Source organism: Sutcliffiella horikoshii (genome assembly GCF_021991925.1).
Taxonomy (GTDB): Bacteria; Bacillota; Bacilli; order Bacillales; family Bacillaceae_I; genus Sutcliffiella_A; species Sutcliffiella_A horikoshii_F.
Genome location: NZ_RXZI01000004.1, coordinates 36,121 through 55,571, shown reverse-complemented (window position 1 = coordinate 55,571; position 19,451 = coordinate 36,121). Strand labels below are relative to the sequence as shown.

Annotated in this window: 18 protein-coding genes; 13 read left to right on the top strand and 5 right to left on the bottom strand. The window is 42.0% G+C overall.

Annotation, left to right across the window (positions count from 1 at the left end):
• The first annotated feature begins 191 nt into the window (after positions 1-191).
• Entirely contained in the window at positions 192-383 is a 192-nt protein-coding gene (locus tag EKQ44_RS12475) for a hypothetical protein (RefSeq protein ID WP_237663893.1), read from the top strand.
• A 64-nt stretch (positions 384-447) separates the two neighbouring features.
• Here EKQ44_RS12475 and EKQ44_RS12470 read toward each other — a convergent pair whose 3' ends face one another.
• Together EKQ44_RS12470 and serC are read right to left on the bottom strand one after the other, a co-directional pair.
• Positions 448-972: a tryptophan transporter gene (locus EKQ44_RS12470; RefSeq protein ID WP_237663892.1), complete on the bottom strand. Its 525-nt coding sequence runs from the start codon at positions 970-972 to the stop codon at positions 448-450.
• Positions 973-1,099: 127 nt separating this feature from the next.
• Entirely contained in the window at positions 1,100-2,182 is a 1,083-nt protein-coding gene (serC, locus tag EKQ44_RS12465) for a 3-phosphoserine/phosphohydroxythreonine transaminase (protein WP_237663891.1), read from the bottom strand.
• A 101-nt stretch (positions 2,183-2,283) separates the two neighbouring features.
• Between serC and EKQ44_RS12460 the strand changes: the two genes are divergently transcribed.
• Positions 2,284-3,162 carry a hypothetical protein gene (locus EKQ44_RS12460; protein WP_237663890.1) on the top strand — a complete coding sequence of 293 codons (879 nt, stop codon included), beginning with the start codon at positions 2,284-2,286 and terminating at the stop codon, positions 3,160-3,162.
• 72 nt (positions 3,163-3,234) lie between these two features.
• Here EKQ44_RS12460 and EKQ44_RS12455 read toward each other — a convergent pair whose 3' ends face one another.
• Positions 3,235-3,657: an HIT family protein gene (locus EKQ44_RS12455; RefSeq protein ID WP_237664081.1), complete on the bottom strand. Its 423-nt coding sequence runs from the start codon at positions 3,655-3,657 to the stop codon at positions 3,235-3,237.
• 754 nt (positions 3,658-4,411) lie between these two features.
• Here EKQ44_RS12455 and EKQ44_RS12450 point away from each other — a divergent pair.
• From EKQ44_RS12450 to EKQ44_RS12440, 3 genes are all read left to right on the top strand, one after another.
• Positions 4,412-5,152: an ABC transporter ATP-binding protein gene (locus EKQ44_RS12450; protein WP_237663889.1), complete on the top strand. Its 741-nt coding sequence runs from the start codon at positions 4,412-4,414 to the stop codon at positions 5,150-5,152.
• Positions 5,145-6,362 carry an ABC transporter permease gene (locus tag EKQ44_RS12445; protein WP_237663888.1) on the top strand — a complete coding sequence of 406 codons (1,218 nt, stop codon included), beginning with the start codon at positions 5,145-5,147 and terminating at the stop codon, positions 6,360-6,362. The genes EKQ44_RS12450 and EKQ44_RS12445 overlap by 8 nt, the downstream gene beginning before the upstream one ends.
• A gap of 335 nt (positions 6,363-6,697) precedes the next feature.
• Positions 6,698-7,420, top strand: a complete 723-nt coding sequence (locus EKQ44_RS12440; protein WP_269151660.1) for an EcsC family protein — start codon at positions 6,698-6,700, stop codon at positions 7,418-7,420.
• Between the two features lie 49 nt (positions 7,421-7,469).
• Here EKQ44_RS12440 and EKQ44_RS12435 read toward each other — a convergent pair whose 3' ends face one another.
• Positions 7,470-8,678 (bottom strand): M20 family metallopeptidase, encoded by a 1,209-nt coding sequence (locus EKQ44_RS12435; RefSeq protein ID WP_237663887.1) that lies wholly within the window; start codon positions 8,676-8,678, stop codon positions 7,470-7,472.
• A 132-nt stretch (positions 8,679-8,810) separates the two neighbouring features.
• Here EKQ44_RS12435 and EKQ44_RS12430 point away from each other — a divergent pair, with 132 nt between their 5' ends.
• The 4 genes from EKQ44_RS12430 to EKQ44_RS12415 all read left to right on the top strand — a co-directional run bounded on the left by EKQ44_RS12430 (position 8,811) and on the right by EKQ44_RS12415 (position 12,269).
• A complete protein-coding gene (locus EKQ44_RS12430; protein ID WP_237663886.1) occupies positions 8,811-9,488 on the top strand; it encodes a phosphatase PAP2 family protein in 678 nt (225 codons plus the stop codon).
• 284 nt (positions 9,489-9,772) lie between these two features.
• On the top strand, positions 9,773-10,570 hold the full coding sequence (liaF, locus tag EKQ44_RS12425; protein WP_237663885.1) for a cell wall-active antibiotics response protein LiaF: 798 nt from the start codon (positions 9,773-9,775) through the stop codon (positions 10,568-10,570).
• Positions 10,557-11,624: a sensor histidine kinase gene (locus EKQ44_RS12420; RefSeq protein ID WP_237663884.1), complete on the top strand. Its 1,068-nt coding sequence runs from the start codon at positions 10,557-10,559 to the stop codon at positions 11,622-11,624. The genes liaF and EKQ44_RS12420 overlap by 14 nt, the downstream gene beginning before the upstream one ends.
• On the top strand, positions 11,625-12,269 hold the full coding sequence (locus EKQ44_RS12415; protein WP_237663883.1) for a response regulator transcription factor: 645 nt from the start codon (positions 11,625-11,627) through the stop codon (positions 12,267-12,269). It abuts the gene before it with no gap.
• A 129-nt stretch (positions 12,270-12,398) separates the two neighbouring features.
• Here EKQ44_RS12415 and EKQ44_RS12410 read toward each other — a convergent pair whose 3' ends face one another.
• A complete protein-coding gene (locus EKQ44_RS12410; RefSeq protein WP_237663882.1) occupies positions 12,399-12,914 on the bottom strand; it encodes an antibiotic biosynthesis monooxygenase family protein in 516 nt (171 codons plus the stop codon).
• A gap of 221 nt (positions 12,915-13,135) precedes the next feature.
• Between EKQ44_RS12410 and EKQ44_RS12405 the strand changes: the two genes are divergently transcribed.
• The 4 genes from EKQ44_RS12405 (at position 13,136) to hemH (ending at position 19,430) form a co-directional block, all read left to right on the top strand.
• The gene (locus EKQ44_RS12405) at positions 13,136-15,274 is read left to right on the top strand and encodes a transglycosylase domain-containing protein (protein ID WP_237664079.1); all 2,139 of its coding nucleotides are present in this window, start codon (positions 13,136-13,138) and stop codon (positions 15,272-15,274) included.
• A gap of 47 nt (positions 15,275-15,321) precedes the next feature.
• Entirely contained in the window at positions 15,322-16,965 is a 1,644-nt protein-coding gene (locus EKQ44_RS12400) for an ATP-binding protein (protein WP_237663881.1), read from the top strand.
• A 115-nt stretch (positions 16,966-17,080) separates the two neighbouring features.
• The gene (gene hemE / locus EKQ44_RS12395; RefSeq protein WP_237663880.1) at positions 17,081-18,139 is read left to right on the top strand and encodes a uroporphyrinogen decarboxylase; all 1,059 of its coding nucleotides are present in this window, start codon (positions 17,081-17,083) and stop codon (positions 18,137-18,139) included.
• A 349-nt stretch (positions 18,140-18,488) separates the two neighbouring features.
• Positions 18,489-19,430: a ferrochelatase gene (gene hemH, locus EKQ44_RS12390; protein ID WP_237663879.1), complete on the top strand. Its 942-nt coding sequence runs from the start codon at positions 18,489-18,491 to the stop codon at positions 19,428-19,430.
• The last annotated feature ends 21 nt before the right edge of the window (positions 19,431-19,451 follow it).

Genomic DNA, 19,451 nt, shown 5'->3' with positions numbered 1-19,451 from the left:
TTCGACAAGGGGCAATAAATTGGAACCATGCAAGGTCATATACTTCTATTATTCCCAAAGCTCATTTAAAGGATGCCAATGAAACCCAAATTATAAATGTATATGATGGGACTTAATGGCTAGGAAGGATAACTTGTTTCATAAGAGCAGACTGCTCCGCATACTTATGAAAGAAAAGGGGGCGGACAAAATTGGCAGGCATAACATTCGGATTATTCACCATAAGCATTTTGCTTCTTTTTGGAGGGGGAAACTACTATCTTGCAGCGCAAAGAGCAGGGGCATACCCACCTAGACGAGTATTGCAACAAAAAGCCCTTGCCATCAGTGGTGCGGGAGGGTTCATCCTCTTGTTGGCGGTACTTGCAACCTGGATTGCTTAAAGGAAATAGATGATAGGAATACCAAAAAGAGGGAAACTCCTAAAATGGAGTTTCCCTCTTTTTATTATGTTGCTGGAACTAAGTTGGAGCGTCTTGCAATGCCTGTTACTATTGGATAGAGAATAATCATGACTACTACATTCATTGCAACAGCAGGAAGTACAGCTGTCACCATGAAAAATACAAACGTTCCTTCGCCTGGCAGACCTACAAGTGTCAGGGCGGATAATAAGAATATCGCTCCTGAAATGAGGGTGCCGATTGCAGTTAGAAGTCCTGCTTTAACTAGTGGTTTGTTGACCTTTTTCACTGCAAGAAGCAGGAAGAAAAACAGGAATGCGGTAATCGGTTTGTCAATGATATTTGGAATTTGCCCTCCCGGAAAAGTGGTGGTAAGTGCGGAAATCATTCCGGTCACCATTCCAATAAGTAATACATTCTTCTTTTCTGGAAATAGCATAATTCCGAGAAACATCATCGTTAAAGCCAAATCAGGCTTCATACCAAGGATAAAACCTGGTACAACCGTGTGCAATACAGCACCGATTCCAACCAGTAAAGCCAGTGACACTAAAGTCTTCGTTTTCATTTCTCATCTCTCCTCAACTAATCTAGTCTTCTTTTTATAACCCCATTAGTACACTCGTTGTCTAATGCGAATTATTAGGTACTAGTATAGTAAATATTCCCCCTTTTGAAAAGGGTAATGCTTGCCATTAACTATATTTGGTTCGGAAACCATACATGAATTCTGCCAATGCCTCACATGATTCTAGTGGGACGGCATTATAAATGGACGCTCTACAGCCACCAACCATACGATGTCCTCCAAGTCCGACAAAGCCCTGCTCTTTAACCTCAGCCAGAAAGGAGGCTGTAAGTTCTTGTGTGGAGAGGTTAAAGGTTACATTCATGTGGGATCTTGCTTCTTTTTTCGCATGGCCGATAAAGAAACCGTTGCTATCATCAATAGCTCCATATAGAAGGTCAGCCTTCTTTTGATTGTTCTTTTCTATCTCCTCCACACCTCCCTGTTCCGCCACCCATTCCAATACAAGAGACAACATATAGATGGAAAAAGTGGGAGGGGTGTTATAAAGGGACCTGTTCTTGGCAAAGGTCTGATAATTCAACATGGTCGGGATGTTATCTGGACAACTCTCCAGTAATTCCTTCTTGATTACAACCACTGTCACACCTGAAGGACCGAGGTTTTTCTGGGCACCAGCATAAATGAGGGAGAAATCTCTCACATTGATCGTCCTGCTCAGAATATCACTCGACATATCTGCAATAAATGGTACATCCGTTGATATGGTAGGAAAACTCCGCCACTGGGTACCGAAAATGGTATTATTGCTTGTGATATGTAGATAGGCCGGATTCTCAGATAGCTCTAATTGAGCTGGAACATCCGTATATCCGGTTTCTTTTGTGGAAGAGGCTATATGTGTCTCTCCGAGTTTCTGAGCTTCCTTCAAGGCTTTTTCAGACCACGAGCCAGTTAGACTATAATTCCCCTTTTTTCCCGTGGGAAGAAAATTCATGGGAATAGCAGTAAACTGGAGACTCGCGCCACCTTGCATGAAGAGAACCTCGTAGTCTTCTGGGATATGCATTAGTTCTTTTAATAGGGTTGTTGCTTTATTGTGAACCTTTTCGTACTCCTTGCTCCGATGACTCAATTCCATCACGGACATGCCAGAAGTATCAAAATCCAATAACTCCTGTTGAGCTCTCTTTAGTACTTCCTTTGGCAGTGCAGCAGGTCCTGCATTAAAGTTATAGACACGCTTCATCCTATTAACCCCCTAAAGTATTCTGAAAATATTAATATATATCCTATCATGGATTGTGTTAGAATACATGAAAGATTTAGAAAAACGTTAGGAGTTTTAACATGTATCGTGAAAAAAAGCCTTTTGATGTAAGTCCATATGATCACCCGGATATTTATCCTGGCCCAAGACCTGCCACTTCATTTTTGTATTGGAAGGGAAAAGCCCATCGAATGGAGGCGGAACAAGGCCTCCCTGTCGAGCAGCATTCGATCCACTTTCCCAATATGGATCATGTATTGGGCAGTCTTGCTTTTCAAAGCGCTAACGTAAAAAAGGTGGAAGAAGTTTTACTAGAAGATGGACTGTCATCTAAAGTTCCAGTAGTTGCTTATGGATCGAATGTCTGCCTGGCACAGCTTCAATATAAATTTGGACTGCGACCGGAGGAAGATGACTTTATGCTTTGTCTGAAGGGGAAAGTGCTGGATTCAGATATTGTATATGCCCCATTTTTAGCTCCATATGGTTCATTGCCTGCAGTCATCGCCCCTGTAAAAGGTGCCGTCGCAGAGGTATGGTTGACGTTCATTGATAAAAAGCAGTTGGAACTGATCAACTCTACCGAAATAGATTATGAACTGAGGGAGCACTCCGGCCAGAAAGTGCATTTGGATACCGGAGAAGTTTTTGAGCGGGTCTATGCCTACTATAAGCCTCAAGCCCTGTTATGGGAGGGGAAAATGCGCAGGTTTGCGGATATTCCTGGGAACAGCCCACTTCCTTCCGTTTGGCAAAGTGATATGTTAAACGAGTTGAAAGTAGCTGTGGAACATAAAGGAACGCGGGAAGAATTTATCCACTTATTAAGGTGGGACAGAAGATATAGAGATTATGTGGAGGATTACTTGGAGTCTGAATGCACCCACACGTTTGATCACTCGGACTGGAAAGAGGTAGAAACCATTGTTTCAGTGGGGGAGATGAAAAGATCATTTTGATGTGGTTAGCAAACTATGGGGTGTTCTTAAGTAAAATGACGCGGGAGAGTTGCTCCCGCGTCATTTTCTTTCTTATTTTACGCCTTCTTTAATTTGGGAAGCTATTTCTTGCAGATCTTGAGGAGTATAGTCACTTTCATTTGATTTCCACACTGCTCCAAAACCGTCGCCCTTGCCGTAGCGTGGCAGGATATGAAGGTGATAATGGAAAACAGACTGCCCGGCAGCTTCCCCATTGTTATTCAACAAGTTCAACCCGATTGGTTCGAACTTTTCTTTAATGGAATTGGCGATTTTCGGTACCACTTTGAAAAGGTTTTCTGCTATTTCTGGTGTTAGTTCATAGATGTTTTCTTTATGTACTTTAGGAATGACTAGCGTATGACCTTTTGTTACCTGGCTGATGTCAAGAAAAGCGAGCACATGCTCGTCTTCATAAACCTTTGCGGCAGGAATATCACCATCGATTATTTTACAGAAAATACAATCACTCATCATGGATCACCTCAGTAATTAGTTTTATCTATTTTACCATGTTTTGGACATGGAGCCTAATAATGTTCTATGCAAATGAAACAAGCAAGAGCCGGAGCTCCTGCTTGCGAAGAAAGGGAAGAGAGGCAACAAGCTTCTCTATCTGAATAAGGAGAAGCTTACAAACAACATTTTAGCTTTCAAATAACTGTGTTTGATGAACACCTCATTTGATTTTAAAAATGTGTCTAGTGGTCAGCTTTCCTGTTCAAGACAACCATCCCCTTGTTACTGAGTTTTACAACTTTAGTAACGCGGCTATCGACTGAAAGTCTCTTTAACGAACACCTCATTTTCAGAATGAATCAATCACAGGTTACGACTTTAGAGTAAAGTGTCGCCCGTAAGCACCTCATTTCTTCATCAATCGGAGTTACGTTACAGATGATCGTGTAGTTGCAGTCGGTTAAGTCCCGCAACGACAATAGAAATGTGTAACTTTATCTAGATCAAAGCAAAACTGTCTTTGACAGTCACCTCATCTACAAAGAAGTCAACTAAGGCTTGTATAAGAGCCCCTCATTCCCCTTCCTTACATATCATGCGCACTTTCGTTTAAATTATGTTATGGTAAAATTTAATTATAAGGTTTTATTTCATATAGGTTACAGGGGGATTAAATTTTGAAAGGGGGTCAGACCCTTGAAGGAATTTCGCCCTCCATGTAGTACCTATACTCTATACATAAAATGGTTGGCAGAAAGGGTAGGTTGATGTGAGTTTATTGGAGATTAGCGGGTTGACTGGTGGGTATACGAATCAGGCGGTGTTGAAGGATATTTCGTTTGAGGTGAAGCGAAATGAGCTGGTCGGATTGATTGGGCTTAATGGGGCCGGGAAGAGTACGACGATCAAGCATGTGATTGGGACGATGGAGCCGAAGAAGGGCTCCATCAAAATTGATGGCATTTCCATTCAAGAAGATACGACTAAATATCGCTCGACTTTCACCTTTATTCCGGAAACGCCAATTTTATATGATGAGCTGACGTTATATGAACATCTTGAATTAACGGCGATGGCATATGGCTTATCAAAGGAAACTTTTGAAGAACGCCTCCATCCATTATTGAAGGAATTTCGTATGGAAAAACGCCTAAAGTGGTTTCCGGCACATTTCTCTAAGGGAATGAAGCAAAAGGTGATGATTCTTGCAGCTTTTTTGATTGAACCAAAGTTATACATTGTGGACGAGCCATTTGTAGGCTTAGATCCACTTGCTATCCATTCCCTTTTAGAAATCATGGACAAAGCGAAAAAGAGTGGAGCCGGTATCCTCATGTCGACGCATATCCTCGCAACTGCGGAGAAGTACTGCGATTCCTTCGTCATCCTGCATGAGGGAGAAGTACGGGCAAAAGGAACGCTTCAAGAACTTAGACAGCAGTTCCAAATGCCGATGGCTTCCTTAGATGATCTTTATATCCAGCTGACAAAGGAAGAGAGCAATGTTTAATGTCGATCAGCTCTGGAAGTCCAGATTCAGTCAATATGTAAAGGATACTCGCAGATATTTAAGATATATGTTCAACGATCACCTCGTCATCGTGATGATTTTTCTACTGAGCGGCCTCGCCCTAGCCTATCAGAACTGGCTGGAGATTGTCCCGCCTGATTTTCCATATGCATGGCTCATGGGTGCGTTACTTGCCTTATTGATGACCAGAGGTAGCATACATACATTTTTAAAGGACCCGGACCTTGTGTTTTTGCTCCCATTGGAAGAAAAGTTGAAGCCGTATATAAAGAAATCATTTCTTTATTCCATCGTGTTAGAAAGTTATTTTCTTTTATTGGTTTTTGGTGTATCCGTGCCATTATTCTTCACATTGACAAATGCTACATTCCAAACACTTTTAGCCATTCTTCTATTATTGCTTGGGATGAAAGCCTGGAACCTGTGGATGACATGGCTTGTAAATTTCTATACAGATAGAAAAGTGAGGCTGACGGACTGGTGGATCAGGCTTGCACTAAATTTCGGTTTACTGTATCTTGTTTTTTCTGAAGCGAGCTTCCTCTTCATTGGAGTAATTATTGGCGTGATGGTGATGCTCCTTTTATATTTCCAAAAGGCTTCGCAAAAGATGAATTGGAAATGGGACCTCTTGATTGAAAATGAAACGAAAAGAATGCAGTTATTCTATCGGGTGGCAAACCTGTTCGTGGATGTGCCGGGCTTGAAAGAAAAAGTCAAAAGGAGAAGATGGCTCGACTTTATCTTGTCTTTCACACCGTACGCAAAAGAGAAATCTTTTCACTACCTGTACTTACGAACTTTCCTTCGTTCAGGTGACTATTTCGGATTATATCTTCGCCTGCTGATTATTGGTGGTGTCCTTCTTCTGACGCTTCCTGTGGGCTATGCAACCTATCTGGTACCGGTGCTTGTTCTATATCTGACCGGATTTCAGCTTATCCCAATGTGGAGACATCATTATAACAAACTGTGGCTTTCCATCTATCCGGTTAAGGAAGAACATCGAGTACATGCTTTTACCAAAATGATAACCTTGATACTCATCTCTCAAGTGATAATCCTCACAGCACTGTTGGTTTTTGTGGCAACGTGGCTGGAAATGGCGATTGTCCTTGTTGGGGGAATTGTCTTTGCCTACTTATATGTACAAGGGGTTGTCAAACGAAAAATTGCATCACTTAAATAGAGGAGGAACACTCAAATGTTTTTGGGTGTTTCAGTGTGTAGACCAAGTCCAAAAATGATAAAAATATCTAGTTGATCGCAGTGGAAGGAGCGGAGACTCCTGCGGGAGGAAGGGACAGGGAAGACCCCGCAGGGCGTAGCCCGAGGAGGCTTCCGGACCGCCCGCGGAAAGCGAAGCTCCTGCAACGAAGATCAACTCTTACAACAGATAACCTAACTAATTTATAGTTTGTCAACAGTCTGGAACACTCAAATGTTTTTGGGTGTTTTTCTTATTTTGAATCATATGCTCTATTTACACGTATATAAGGCAAAATGATACAAGGGGTGTTTCCATTGTACGAACAGAAAATAATCGAAGAGGTTAGAAAGTGGAAAATGCAGGTGGCCAAAAAATCTACGATGTTCCAGCGTTTTTCCAAGGGTGCGCAAAATAAGGTAAATACCTTGCTTCCGGATAAGGTTCATGTAGTCATGACGGAAAGTATCAAGAAAATGGTGCAAGGGACGCTTGTCGGAAGCAATATGACAACGAAATTGAATGAGGGGCATACCGTCATGACCCTTGAAGAAAAAGAAAGATGGATTCAGGAAAAAATAAACGTGTATAAACGTACGGCGGCCGTAGAAGGTGCGGGAACAGGAGCAGGGGGGATATTGCTCGGATTGGCGGATTTTCCACTGCTTCTTTCCATCAAAATGAAATTTCTATTTGAAGTGGCAGCCATCTATGGATACGATACAAAAAATTATGAAGAGAGAGTATTCGTGCTATATGTTTTTCAATTGGCCTTCTCCAGTGATGCCAGACGTAAAGAGGTACTGAGGTATATAGAGAATTGGGAGGAGCACAAAGAGGAGGCAAAAGAGCTTGATTGGAGAGTGTTTCAACAGGAGTATCGCGACCATATCGATTTGATCAAAATGCTGCAAATGATCCCCGGTCTGGGAGCAATTGTTGGGGCATATGCAAACTATAATTTTCTTGACCAGTTGGGTACAACCGCAAAAAACTGCTACCGTTTGAGGATGTTCCATGAAAAAGGGATAGATATGTAAAAAGCACCAGTCTCCTTTTTGGGAGGCTGGTGCTTTGTTTAAAGTCCAACTATGATTGATGGGAGGGAACGAGCTTTTCCTGCTCATGCTGGTGATACAGAACAGTTGCCGCACCCAACGTTTTAGCGGCAATCAACAATGCCTTCTCATGGATATCAAACTTAGGGTGATGGTGTGGATAGGCGACTTCCACGCCCTCCGGTTTAGCGCCGGTAAAGAAGAACGTCCCTTTGACATGTCTCAGGTAATAGGCAAAGTCTTCTCCTCCCATATGTGGAGCAGTTTCCTCTACAGCCTTCACCTCATTTACAGAGGACGCAACGTTCACAACAAAGTCTGTTTCGTCCTTGTGATTGACGACAGCAGGGTACCCTCTGTCAAACTTGTATTCATATGTCGAACCATTCAGCGCGCATGTAGAGGAAGCAACAATATCTATTTCTGCTTCGATCTGGTCACGCACATCATCATTGAATGTACGAACCGTTCCTTCTAGGTAAGCAGAGTCGGCGATAACGTTGAAGGCATTCTCTGCTTTGAAAGTTCCTACTGAGATGACCGATGGATCAACTGGGTTCACTCTTCTGCTGACAATTTGTTGCAGGTTTAGGACAAGTTGAGAAGCTGTTACAACAGCATCTTTTGTTTTATGCGGTTGGGCACCATGTCCACCCGAACCTTGCACCTTGATGGAAAAACGGTCGGCAGCAGCCATTACCGGTCCGACTCGGTACTGAATGGTTCCAAGGTCCACACCTGCCCATAGGTGCGTACCAAAGATAACATCCACCCCTTCAAGACATCCATCATTGATCATCGCAATTGCTCCCCCTGGTGCATATTCCTCCGCATGCTGGTGGATAAAGACGACATTACCTTCCAAATCTTCTTTCAATTCATTCAAGCATTTTGCAAGGACCAGTAAAGTTGCTGTGTGGCCATCATGTCCGCATGCGTGCATGACTCCGGGAACTTTTGATTTATATTCAACATCTTTTTCGTCTTGAATAGGTAGGGCATCAAAATCTGCTCGCAGTGCAACGGTTTTACCGGGGCGTCCCCCCGCAATTTTAGCCACCACACCATTGCCACCGACGTTTGATTGGTAGGCAATACCCAACTTTTTATAAAAGTCTGCTATGTAGGCTGCAGTATGGAATTCTTTAAAAGAAACCTCAGGGAATTGGTGTAAATAACGTCTAATCTCTACCATTTCATCATAACGATTTTCTAACAGTTGATTCAGTTTATTTAACATATAGCGCTCCCCATTTCAAAGATTTGTATTTAATATAGTATTCTATATGACTCTGTAAAAAAAGAATAGTCATAACTTTCATAAATTTAGTAAAATAAAGAAGGTATGATCGAACAATAGGAGATGATTGGTATGCATGCGGAATATGGGCAGGAATTGATCAGTAAAAAAAGCAAAAAGAAATGGAGAAGGCTTACATTGTTTGTTATTTGTGGAGCGTTTTTTATTTGGTCATTCCAACAAATTATTTTGCAAAAAACGATAGGGTTTGATGAAGTAATACGCAGTGCGGTAAATGGTCTGGACGTCGATCTGTTAGTTAGTTTTTTTCAGCTATTTACGATGCTTGGTGATAAAACCGGTGTGATCATCATCATGTTATTATCCATAGGTCTTATATGGTGGTTAAAGAAGGATTATGCAGCAATGGGCGTGATTGTTGGAGGTGTCATTATTGTCAATGAGCTCAATAAGTGGTTGAAAGATTATACTGGTCGCGAAAGGCCAATGACGGGACCAGGAGCGGAAAGCCTTAGTTTCCCTAGTGGTCACGCGATGGTGGGACTTTTCTTTTACGGGTTATTACTTTATTTTGCCTTAGCCTATACAGAGGGAAGCAAAAAAAAGCTTGTGATCGCTATTTTTGGAACGATGTTTATCCTATTACTTGGAACAAGTAGAATCTTTTTAAACTACCATTATCCTTCCGATGTTTTTGCCGGATATGCTGCTGGATATATTTGTTTGATCCTCGGGTTATTGGTGTACGAAGGAATACAGACTATAGTGATGAAGAGAAAAGCGATGTAGCTGAAGCTCATCGCTTTTTTATAAGGCAAGTTGCAAGTGATGGAGACTCCTACGGAGGAGAAGCGAAAATCTTGGGATCCCAGAAGCTTTGTGAGGAGATCAAGGTCCCCCGGGGAAAACGATAAATTCTCTCACTAACCAAGTGATTTCCGCCTCCAGACGGACAAAGAAAGTGACCGGGGATAGGGGCTTTCCTTCTTGGAAATTAGTAAACTAACTGTATAGTGGAGGAATTACCCCTAACAGTGTCAAATATTAGAAGAAGGGAGGCTACAGGAAATAAGATGAAGACATTCAATCAAAAAGTAATTGCCATAATCTTTGTTTTTATAGGAATCATGCTGTTGCTTGTTAATATAGGTGTCATTTCCTTGGAAATAAAAGAGTATTTTGTCACATACTATCCCGTCCTCATTGTCCTTTATGGCTTTAAACTCCTGGTGGACACCATTTTTTATCATACACGCGCTCTCTTCCTAAGTGTATTTCTAATAGCCTTTGGTGGTTTACTGTTATTGGATAGGGCAGGATACCTAGTATTTGAATTTCATATGTTCTGGAAACTGTGGCCGTTATTGATCATTTACTTAGGTGTAAGGCTTTTTGTAAACAAGCGTCCCGTAAGAGTCTCGTTCACTAAAGGGGATACTGATTTTGATGATCTATTCGACCCGGCAGAGGAAAGGGTGGAATATCAAGAAACAAAAACAGCCGGTACAAAGAAAGTGATAACCATCGGTGATATGAAAATGAATAAACAGAACTGGGCAGTGGAGCCATTGACTGTATGGAACGTGGTGGGGGATTACTATTTCGACTTCAGTAAGGCTTATATTCCGGATAAGGAAACAAACATCCAAATCAAAGGCGTGGTTGCTGATTTAAAAATGCTCATACCAGAGGACCTGCCAATCAAAGTTGCAGCAAAGGTGAAAATAGGTCAATTAAACATCCTTGGCAATACGTCTGAAGGTAAGGGGAACAAATTATTTTATGAATCTCCAAACTATGGAGAAGCAACCAGAAAACTCAACATCGTGCTAGATATGAAAATAGGAGATGTTCGAATTGATCGGGTCTGATAAAGGGAAGAAAATTGAAAGCTTGCGATTTTGGTACATCCGTTCCTTTATTGTCGTATCGGTTGTTTCAGCCTTTCTTTTCTTCATTTTCCTACAAAGTGTATTGCTATTTTATCCTCAAGGCCTGTTAATCAATGTCCAATGGAGTATGTTGATGACAGTTGCCGCTTTTATCCTCATGGCAGTAACCAGCCTTTATTTTGGATATAAGCAAAGCGGTTATATGAAAAAACGTGTGGAGGATATCTCCACCTTCATTGCCACGCTTGGGAGAGGGAAGTTTTCGGAAAGAATAGCTGTTGAACAGACGGATGAGCTGGGGAGGTTAACGGAAGATATCAACCAGCTGGCCAATAAAATACAGAATCAAGTGAAATCCTTGCAAAAGCTTGCCGAAGAAAAAAACGAGCTCGCGATTAAAGCCCACAATGCTGCCACGATTGAAGAGCGTCAGCGGCTGGCGCGGGAGTTGCACGATTCAGTTAGTCAGCAGCTTTTTGCACTCAGCATCATGTCTTCCGCGGCAATCAGAATGTTTGATTCTTACCCGGAAGAGGCCAAGAAACAGTTAACGGATATTGCCTCCATTGCTGCACAGGCTCAAGGGGAAATGAGAGCGTTGCTTCTCCATCTAAGGCCGATATCTTTGACAAATGATACGTTGTGCGTTGGAATCAATAAGCTGCTAGAAGAACTGGAGGAACGTACACCTATCACTTTCCAAAAAAATATACAAGAGATAAATGTACTCTCCAATGCAACCGAAGACCATTTATTCCGAATCATCCAAGAAGCCATATCCAATATTCTCCGGCATGCAGATGCAACAATTGTCAAGTTGGACATGCATCAAAAAGGAAACCAGTATGTATACATATTTATTAGTGATAATGGAAAAGGCTTTGAAATCAATCAATATAAACAGGCCTCTTATGGACTCCATACCATGAGAGAACGATGTGAAGAAATAGGAGGACAGTTCAGTATTCGCTCCAAAAAAGGGGAAGGGACGCATATTGAAATCCATATTCCGATTAGAGGGGAGGAGAATTAAATGGATCGAATTAAAGTCGCGGTGGTGGATGACCATGATATGGTAAGAAAAGGCTTGTTGGCATATCTAATTACAGAGCCTTCCATAGAGATTGTTGGGGAAGGTTCGAGCGGACAGGCAGCGATAGAGTTGGCAAGAAAGGAAAAGCCGGATGTAATATTGATGGATCTTCTAATGGATAATGGAACAGGTATTGAAGCGACGCGTGAAATCGTCAAATTTCTTCCGGAATGTAAAATAATCATCATTACGAGCTATTTTGATGATGAACAAGTATTTCCTGCCATTGAAGCTGGAGCATATAGTTATCTCTTGAAAACAGCAAGAGCCGAAGATATTATCAAGGCAATCGAGAAGGCTACGCAAAACGAGCCTGTCATAGAGCCGAAAGTTGCAAGTAAAATGATGAACCGGTTCCGTGCCCCGTCTAAGCTTCCACATGATGATTTGACGGAGAGGGAGCTTGAAGTACTCATGTGTCTTGGAGATGGTCTGACCAATCAGGAAATAAGTGACGAGCTTTTTATTGGGGTGAAGACCGTGAAAACGCATGTGAGCAATATTTTGAGCAAGTTGCAGGTGGCAGATCGGACACAGGCAGCGATTTATGCAAACAGGCATGGTGTACTACGTGAAAAAAAATAACCTGGTCCCTACGCTGTTGATTCCGTTTCAAGAGCTTCGCATTCTTGCAAGCGGATTATTTAAGAAACTCCCATTCTAATTCTACATGAACGGCCCCGCTCAACTGGGAGAGCGGGGCCGTTTGGTTTATCAATCTTCTTCCTTCATTTCTGCGTAATAGGTGGTTACATAGGAAGGACGCGGGAAAATCTGTTGCTTCTGGTCGACTCCTTCTGAGGTTCCGCGTTTTTCGTGCGCTTTATCATAAGCTTTAGATTCTTGCCATTGCTTGAAGTATTTTACATCTTCCCACAATGTTAAGATGACATAGGTATCCGAGTCAGTTGGGCGCAATACACGGATTGCTGAAAAGCCTGGCTCTTTTTCAATGAGACCTGCACGCTGGCTGAAGCGGTATTCGAATACTGGGCGGCCTTCATCTGTAACGGGAATATTATTGAGGACGGCAAATTTTCCATTAGCCAAATTGCCATTCGAGTCAAGGACTTCATAATTTTTTCCTGAGTTGAAGCTGGACTGTTCGTGTGTTTCATGCATCAATACAGCATTGTCGTCGCCAAACATCTGCAAGGATTCACCATTTCCTAGTTTGGTTTTTAAATCCTTTAAATAATCGGTTGTGCCGAACGTCATATAAAAATTCATTCTGAACCCACTCCTTTATGTTTAATTAGTGCTATATAATTACAAAATAAGGGAAACCCGAGAAAAAATATGTAGAATAAGGTAGAATATAGGGTGCGCTAACCTTTGAAACTAACCTTACTTACTAATTATTCCCGAACTCTTGGAGGAGGTAAACCATTTTGGAAAGATTTAAAGGAAAAAAACCATCCATTAAGAAGTTACATAACATCAAAACAATCTTGCCTAAAAAGTACTTCCTTATTCCTTTTATTTTTGCCAGTATTGTAGCTGTTGGTCTGATAGGGTATATCTTCATCATCTTCTTAGGGGACTATGTGATAGATGAAAAAAAACTGATCATGGACTCCACTACCACGATGGTAGATGAAAACGGTAATGAAATAGCTTCTCTATTTTTTGAAAATAGGGAAATTGTAGAAATAAATAGAATTCCAAAACATGTACAACAAGCATTTGTTGCGGTTGAGGATAACCGCTTTTATGAACACCGTGGGATTGATGTACGGGCTATCGGAAGGGCGGTTTATCGGGATATTCTTGCAAGGAGCAAGGCTGAGGGAGGGAGTACCCTTACCCAGCAGTTGGCTAAAAATATTTTTTTGACAAATGAAAAATCGTGGCTTCGAAAAACAAAAGAGGCCGTCATCGCCATCAACCTTGAGCGGAGATATACCAAAAATGAAATTTTGGAAATGTACTTGAACCAGATCTATTTCGGCCACGGTGCCTATGGAGTTCAAGCAGCATCTCAGGTGTATTTTAATCAAAACGTAGAAGATTTGACAGTTGAGCAAGGAGCCTTACTGGCAGCTCTTCCGAAAGCGCCAAATGCTTATTCCCCTATAAATTTTCCCGATGAGGCGAAAAGTCGACGGGACCTTGTCTTGCATCTCATGGAAAGTCAAGGATACTTGGAAGCAGAAGATGCCGTTGGGTTCATGGGGAGAACGTTAGGTTTGGAAATTGTGGAATCTCCGGAAAAACAGGCATATTTAACATATATTGACATGGTCACAGAAGAAGCGGAAGATAAGTACGGACTCACTCCGGAAGAGTTGCATAGAGGAGGGTATAAAATTACGGTTCCCATGAACGTAGCTGCTCAGGATGCAGCCTACCAACGTTTTCAGGAGGATCAATATTTTCCTGGGACCAATGATAATGTCGAAGGTGCTTTTGTTATGCTGGATCAGCACAAAGGCGGAGTCATGGCTGTTATCGGCGGAAGGAATTATGTAACAAAAGGCATTAATAGAGTTAATATCAAAAGGCAGCCTGGGTCTACATTCAAACCTTTAGCGGTCTATGCACCAGCACTGGAGGAAGGGAAGTACGAGCCATACAGTCTTCTAAAAGATGAATTGCTATCTTATGAGGACGGTCAGGAAGTCTATAAACCAAGAAACTATCACCATCAATATAAAAAGGAAGTAACGATGTATGAAGCAATAAGAGATTCTTTAAATGCACCTGCTGTCTGGGCATTGAATGAATTGGGTGTAAAAAAGAGTAAGAGTTATCTTGATAAGCTAGAACTTTCCATTCCTGATAATGGATTGGCCATTGCCCTTGGAGGTCTTACGGATGGGGTTACCCCATTGGAACTTACTAAAGCATATCGGTCATTTGGCAATAATGGAAAAATAATAGAGCCTTACTTCGTTGAAGAAATCAAGACAAGAAAAGGCGAAGTGATTGCAAAAGCAAAAAAAGAAGAAAAAGAAGTCTTCAGTCCCCAGACGGCCTGGAATATGACGAGAATGTTAGAGGGTGTGGTGCAGGACGGCTCAGCACAGGCAGGTACTATTAATGGGGAATTGGCCGGTAAGACAGGCACCACCAACTACCCCGGGGTCGACGGGGCGATTAAGGATACATGGTTTGTGGGATATACACAGGATGTGATCGGGACAGTCTGGATGGGATATGATTCGACAACGCCAGAACAGCATTTAACGGCAGGAGGGGCCTTTCCTACAAGATTGCTGAAAGATATTTTAAAAGATGCTGGTTTAGATAACGGAGCATTTTCGGTTCCTGTCGGTGTAGCAGATTTAGAGGACCCGATTTCTTTACCTGAAGATACAAAATTAAGCGGGGCGATGACATTTCATCCACTAAGTTTATTCACCGTCAACCTAGAGTGGACACAAGCAAGTGACGATCGTATCGTCTACCGCATCTATGCTGTTACAGGCGACAAGGAAACCTTGGTGAATGAAGTTTCAGGGGATAATCAATATTCCATTAAAAATGTTAATGTCTTTCAAGTCCCGGCGTACTATGTAGTCCCTTACAATACTCAAACAAAAAAAGAGGGACAACCATCCAAATCAATAAAGCCTACGTTTAGATAGAAAGAGAAATATATTCGGGAAACGAACTGTTAGAGGAGAAGCAGGAGATGAATTATACACTAGGAACGATGTTTACTCGCTTTCATGCGAGTATCAGGGAAATCTGGCTAAATGAGAAACGGATGAACAGGGAACAAGTTCATATCATTCATCAAAAAAATAAACTGATGCTGGTTGTGTTCACTACACTTTTATTCCTGGATATACTGACAAATATCTTTATATTCCCTGAAATAATACCAACCATCATCATTACGGCAGGATTGGGGTGTATGGTGGTTGGCTATTTTGTCTTGCATCCCAAGCTTGCCAAGGTAGGGATGTACGTGACTGTATGTGCATCCTTCGTCCCATTCTGGGTGGTGGCCTATCTCGACAAAGATGTCATCAACTTTTACTTTCTATCGATGCCTTTGATTATGTCGTCTTTATACAATCGAATTTTGCCCATCATTATATCCAGTTTCATCACTTGTATCACCTTGTCATTCTTTTATATTGACTATAGCAATATCGTATTTTCCAACCATTTAAAAGTGGATGTCATCTACTTCATTTTATTTTCTATCTTTGTGACAATCTTTCTCTTGTTCTCGAGCAGGCTGACAGGGAGTCTCCTATTAAGGGCAGAAGAAAAGGAAAAAAGGACATCATTGGAGCTTCTGTCTACAAAAGAATACCTAGAAGCCTACTTCAATAATACAACCGATGCTATTGGGGTGTATGACCTGCAAGGGACCATATTAAAGGCCAATGGATCTTTTGAGAAAATGTTCGAGGTGGAAGCAAAGGATATAGTAGGGAACAAGACAAGCTTCCTCTCCTTTACATCTGGGAACTCTTTGCGGGTTTTCCTAACCAAATTAACGAATCAAAAGCAGTTGTCCTTTGAATTATTGACCTCCACGAAAAGTGGTGCTCCTATTGATGTAAGCATTACCGTTACTCCTGTGAAAAATAGTGATGGAACCATTTTGGCACTTGTCTTCCTTATGAAAGATATTACAGATAAGAAACGGACTGAGGAAGCGCTGATGCAGTCGGAAAAGTTATCTGTCATCGGTGAACTCGCAGCTGGAGTGGCACACGAAATCAGAAATCCTGTTACCGTGTTGAAGGGCTTCGTACATATTCTATCGCAGGAAACCAGGGAAAAAGAATTCTATACGATCATGGACAAGGAGCTTGAGCGTATCAATCAGATCACCAATGAGTTCATGGCTCTAGCCAAACCACAGGCTGTCCACTTTAAAAAACAAGATTTGAAAGAACTTATCCAAGAGGTATGCTTGTTTCTCGAAAGCGAGGCATTTATCCATCAGGTGGTTATCGAAGTGGTGCATCCAGACGAATACATATGGTTGAATTGTGAACCAAATCAATTGAAGCAGGTACTAATCAATACGATAAAAAATGGGATGGAAGCAATGCCGAATGGCGGAAAGATCACGATACAGACAAAAGTGATGGAAGGGTTTGTCCACCTTTCGATCATGGATGAGGGAACAGGAATTCCGGAAGAGGTCATCCATAAAGTCGGACAGCCTTTCTTCACCACAAAAGACCAGGGTACCGGTCTTGGATTAATGGTTTCCATGAAAATTATTGAAAACCATGGTGGTCAATTGTCCATTCACAGTCAAGTGGACAAAGGATCTACCGTGGAGATCCTTCTGCCACATTCCAACTAACCGAATAATCGTCAATTTTATGAACAATAAGCGCTCGTTCTATACTTTCCTAGCATTTATGGGTATAGTGTAACATGACAGAAGTGTAACGTAATAAAAGCAGAAAAAAAGTCAGATGGAAGGGGTCATCATTGTGAATCAACCAAAGTTTAATGATACATTTTTAAGAGCATGTAGAGGGGAGAAAACGGAGCATGTCCCATTATGGTATATGAGACAAGCTGGTCGTTCTCAACCTGAATATAGAAAAATAAAGGAAAAGTATTCTTTATTTGAAATTACGCATCAGCCGGAGCTTTGCGCATATGTGACAAAACTACCTGTAGATCAGTACAACGTAGATGCAGCCATTTTATATAAGGATATCATGAGTCCCCTTCCTGCCATTGGTGTGGACGTGGAAATCAAATCAGGAATCGGTCCTGTCATCGACAACCCGGTCCGTTCCATGCAAGACGTTGAAAAGCTTGGAGAAATACATCCCGAAGAAGATGTTCCATATGTATTGGATACAATCAAGCTATTAACAAAAGAACAGCTTGATGTTCCGTTGATCGGTTTTGCAGGTGCACCGTTTACCCTTGCATCCTACATGATTGAAGGCGGTCCTTCCAAAAACTACAATAAAACGAAAGCATTCATGTATGCAGAACCGAAGGCTTGGTTCGCATTGATGGATAAGCTTGCAGATATGACGATTACTTACGTTAGATCCCAAATCCACGCAGGAGCGAAAGCCATTCAGATTTTTGACAGCTGGGTGGGAGCATTGAATGTAGAAGACTACCGCTATTTTATCAAACCGGTCATGAACCGTATTTTCTCTTCGTTGAAAGAGGAAAATGTACCTTTGATCATGTTTGGCGTTGGTGCAAGCCACTTGGCTAACGAATGGCACGACCTTCCACTAGATGTTGTAGGTCTAGACTGGCGCTTACCGATTGCAGAAGCAAGAGAGCGCGGGATCACAAAAACGGTTCAAGGTAACCTGGACCCTGCTATTCTTTTAGCACCATGGGAAGTAATCGAAGCGAAAGCAAAAGCAATCTTAGACCAAGGAATGCAACAGCCGGGCTATATTTTCAACCTGGGCCATGGTGTATTCCCGGAAGTAAACCCAGACACACTAAAACGTTTAGCAACATTCGTACATGACTATTCTTCTAATAAATAAAAAGTTTATCTGATTCCCCTGTAGATGGTAGGACAGGGAGGTCGACTCCGGCGGGATTAGCGGTAGTCTTAAGACCCCTGAAGCTTTGCAAGGAGGCTCAAGCACCGCCCACTGGATAAGCGACTATCGGAAATCTACAGGTGTTCACAAGATACTTTTCAATAGGCTCTTTTAAAGCGTAATGTTGATTTTAGCAGCAACCTAGCTGTTGATTGGAGCAATAGGCGAAGACTCCAGCCCGAGGAGGCTCAAGGTCGCCCTCTGGATAAGCGAAGCCGTTTGCGGAAATCAACAGCGGTGTTTAACAGAGTTATTCAAAAAAATACAGATATGAAAAGAGGTAAACGTTATGTCTAAAAATACAATGGGCCTTTTGGTAATGGCATACGGTACACCATATAAAGAAGAAGACCTGGAGCGCTACTACACACACATCCGACGCGGCAGAAAGCCATCAGATGAAATGCTGCAAGACTTGCGTGACCGTTATAACGCGATCGGTGGAATCTCCCCACTTGCACGCATCACCGAAGAACAGGCAAACGCACTTGGTGCACACTTAAACAACATGCAAGATGACATCGAATTCAAAGTCTATCTTGGATTAAAGCATATCGAACCATTTGTTGAAGATGCTGTCCAACAGATGAAAGACGACGGGATAGAAGAGGCAGTTAGTATCGTGCTCGCACCTCACTTCTCAACATTCAGTGTGAAGTCCTATAATGGCCGTGCGCAAGAAGAGGCCGAAAAAATCGGTGGGCCATCCATTGTGTCTGTTGAAAGCTGGTATGACGAGCCGAAATTCATTCAGTATTGGGTGGACCGCGTGAAAGACACATTCGCTTCCATGAATGAAGAAGAACGTGAAAAGGCAGTACTGATTGTATCAGCGCACAGCCTACCGGAAAAAATAATCCAAATGGGGGATCCATATCCGGACCAACTACAAGAAACGGCAGACCTGATTGCGAAGGGCGCCGGAGTGAAAAATTATGAAATCGCATGGCAAAGTGAAGGGAATACACCAGATCCTTGGTTGGGGCCAGATGTACAGGACATCACCCGTGACCTTCATAAGGACAAAGGCTACACGTCCTTCGTATACACACCAGTAGGGTTCGTTTCGGACCATCTAGAAGTTTTATATGATAATGATTATGAGTGTAAGATAGTAACGGACGAGATCGGTGCCAAGTACTACCGTCCAGAAATGCCAAATACTCAACCTGAATTTATCGATGCAATGGCTACCGTTGTATTGGAAGAATTAAAAAAAGTATCTCAGTAAATCTAGAAAAGAAGGCGATGA

What these genes read in the sequence shown, in the direction of transcription:
- EKQ44_RS12470 (WP_237663892.1), bottom strand. Translation starts at nt 972, where the DNA reads ATGAAAACGAAGACTTTAGTGTCACTGGCTTTACTGGTTGGAATCGGT.
- EKQ44_RS12455 (WP_237664081.1), bottom strand. Translation starts at nt 3,657, where the DNA reads ATGAGTGATTGTATTTTCTGTAAAATAATCGATGGTGATATTCCTGCC.
- EKQ44_RS12400 (WP_237663881.1), top strand. Translation starts at nt 15,322, where the DNA reads ATGAATTATACACTAGGAACGATGTTTACTCGCTTTCATGCGAGTATC.
- liaF (WP_237663885.1), top strand. Translation starts at nt 9,773, where the DNA reads ATGAAGACATTCAATCAAAAAGTAATTGCCATAATCTTTGTTTTTATA.
- EKQ44_RS12445 (WP_237663888.1), top strand. Translation starts at nt 5,145, where the DNA reads ATGTTTAATGTCGATCAGCTCTGGAAGTCCAGATTCAGTCAATATGTA.
- EKQ44_RS12410 (WP_237663882.1), bottom strand. Translation starts at nt 12,914, where the DNA reads ATGAATTTTTATATGACGTTCGGCACAACCGATTATTTAAAGGATTTA.
- EKQ44_RS12460 (WP_237663890.1), top strand. Translation starts at nt 2,284, where the DNA reads ATGTATCGTGAAAAAAAGCCTTTTGATGTAAGTCCATATGATCACCCG.
- EKQ44_RS12435 (WP_237663887.1), bottom strand. Translation starts at nt 8,678, where the DNA reads ATGTTAAATAAACTGAATCAACTGTTAGAAAATCGTTATGATGAAATG.
- serC (WP_237663891.1), bottom strand. Translation starts at nt 2,182, where the DNA reads ATGAAGCGTGTCTATAACTTTAATGCAGGACCTGCTGCACTGCCAAAG.
- EKQ44_RS12430 (WP_237663886.1), top strand. Translation starts at nt 8,811, where the DNA reads ATGCATGCGGAATATGGGCAGGAATTGATCAGTAAAAAAAGCAAAAAG.
- hemE (WP_237663880.1), top strand. Translation starts at nt 17,081, where the DNA reads ATGGAAGGGGTCATCATTGTGAATCAACCAAAGTTTAATGATACATTT.
- EKQ44_RS12415 (WP_237663883.1), top strand. Translation starts at nt 11,625, where the DNA reads ATGGATCGAATTAAAGTCGCGGTGGTGGATGACCATGATATGGTAAGA.
- hemH (WP_237663879.1), top strand. Translation starts at nt 18,489, where the DNA reads ATGTCTAAAAATACAATGGGCCTTTTGGTAATGGCATACGGTACACCA.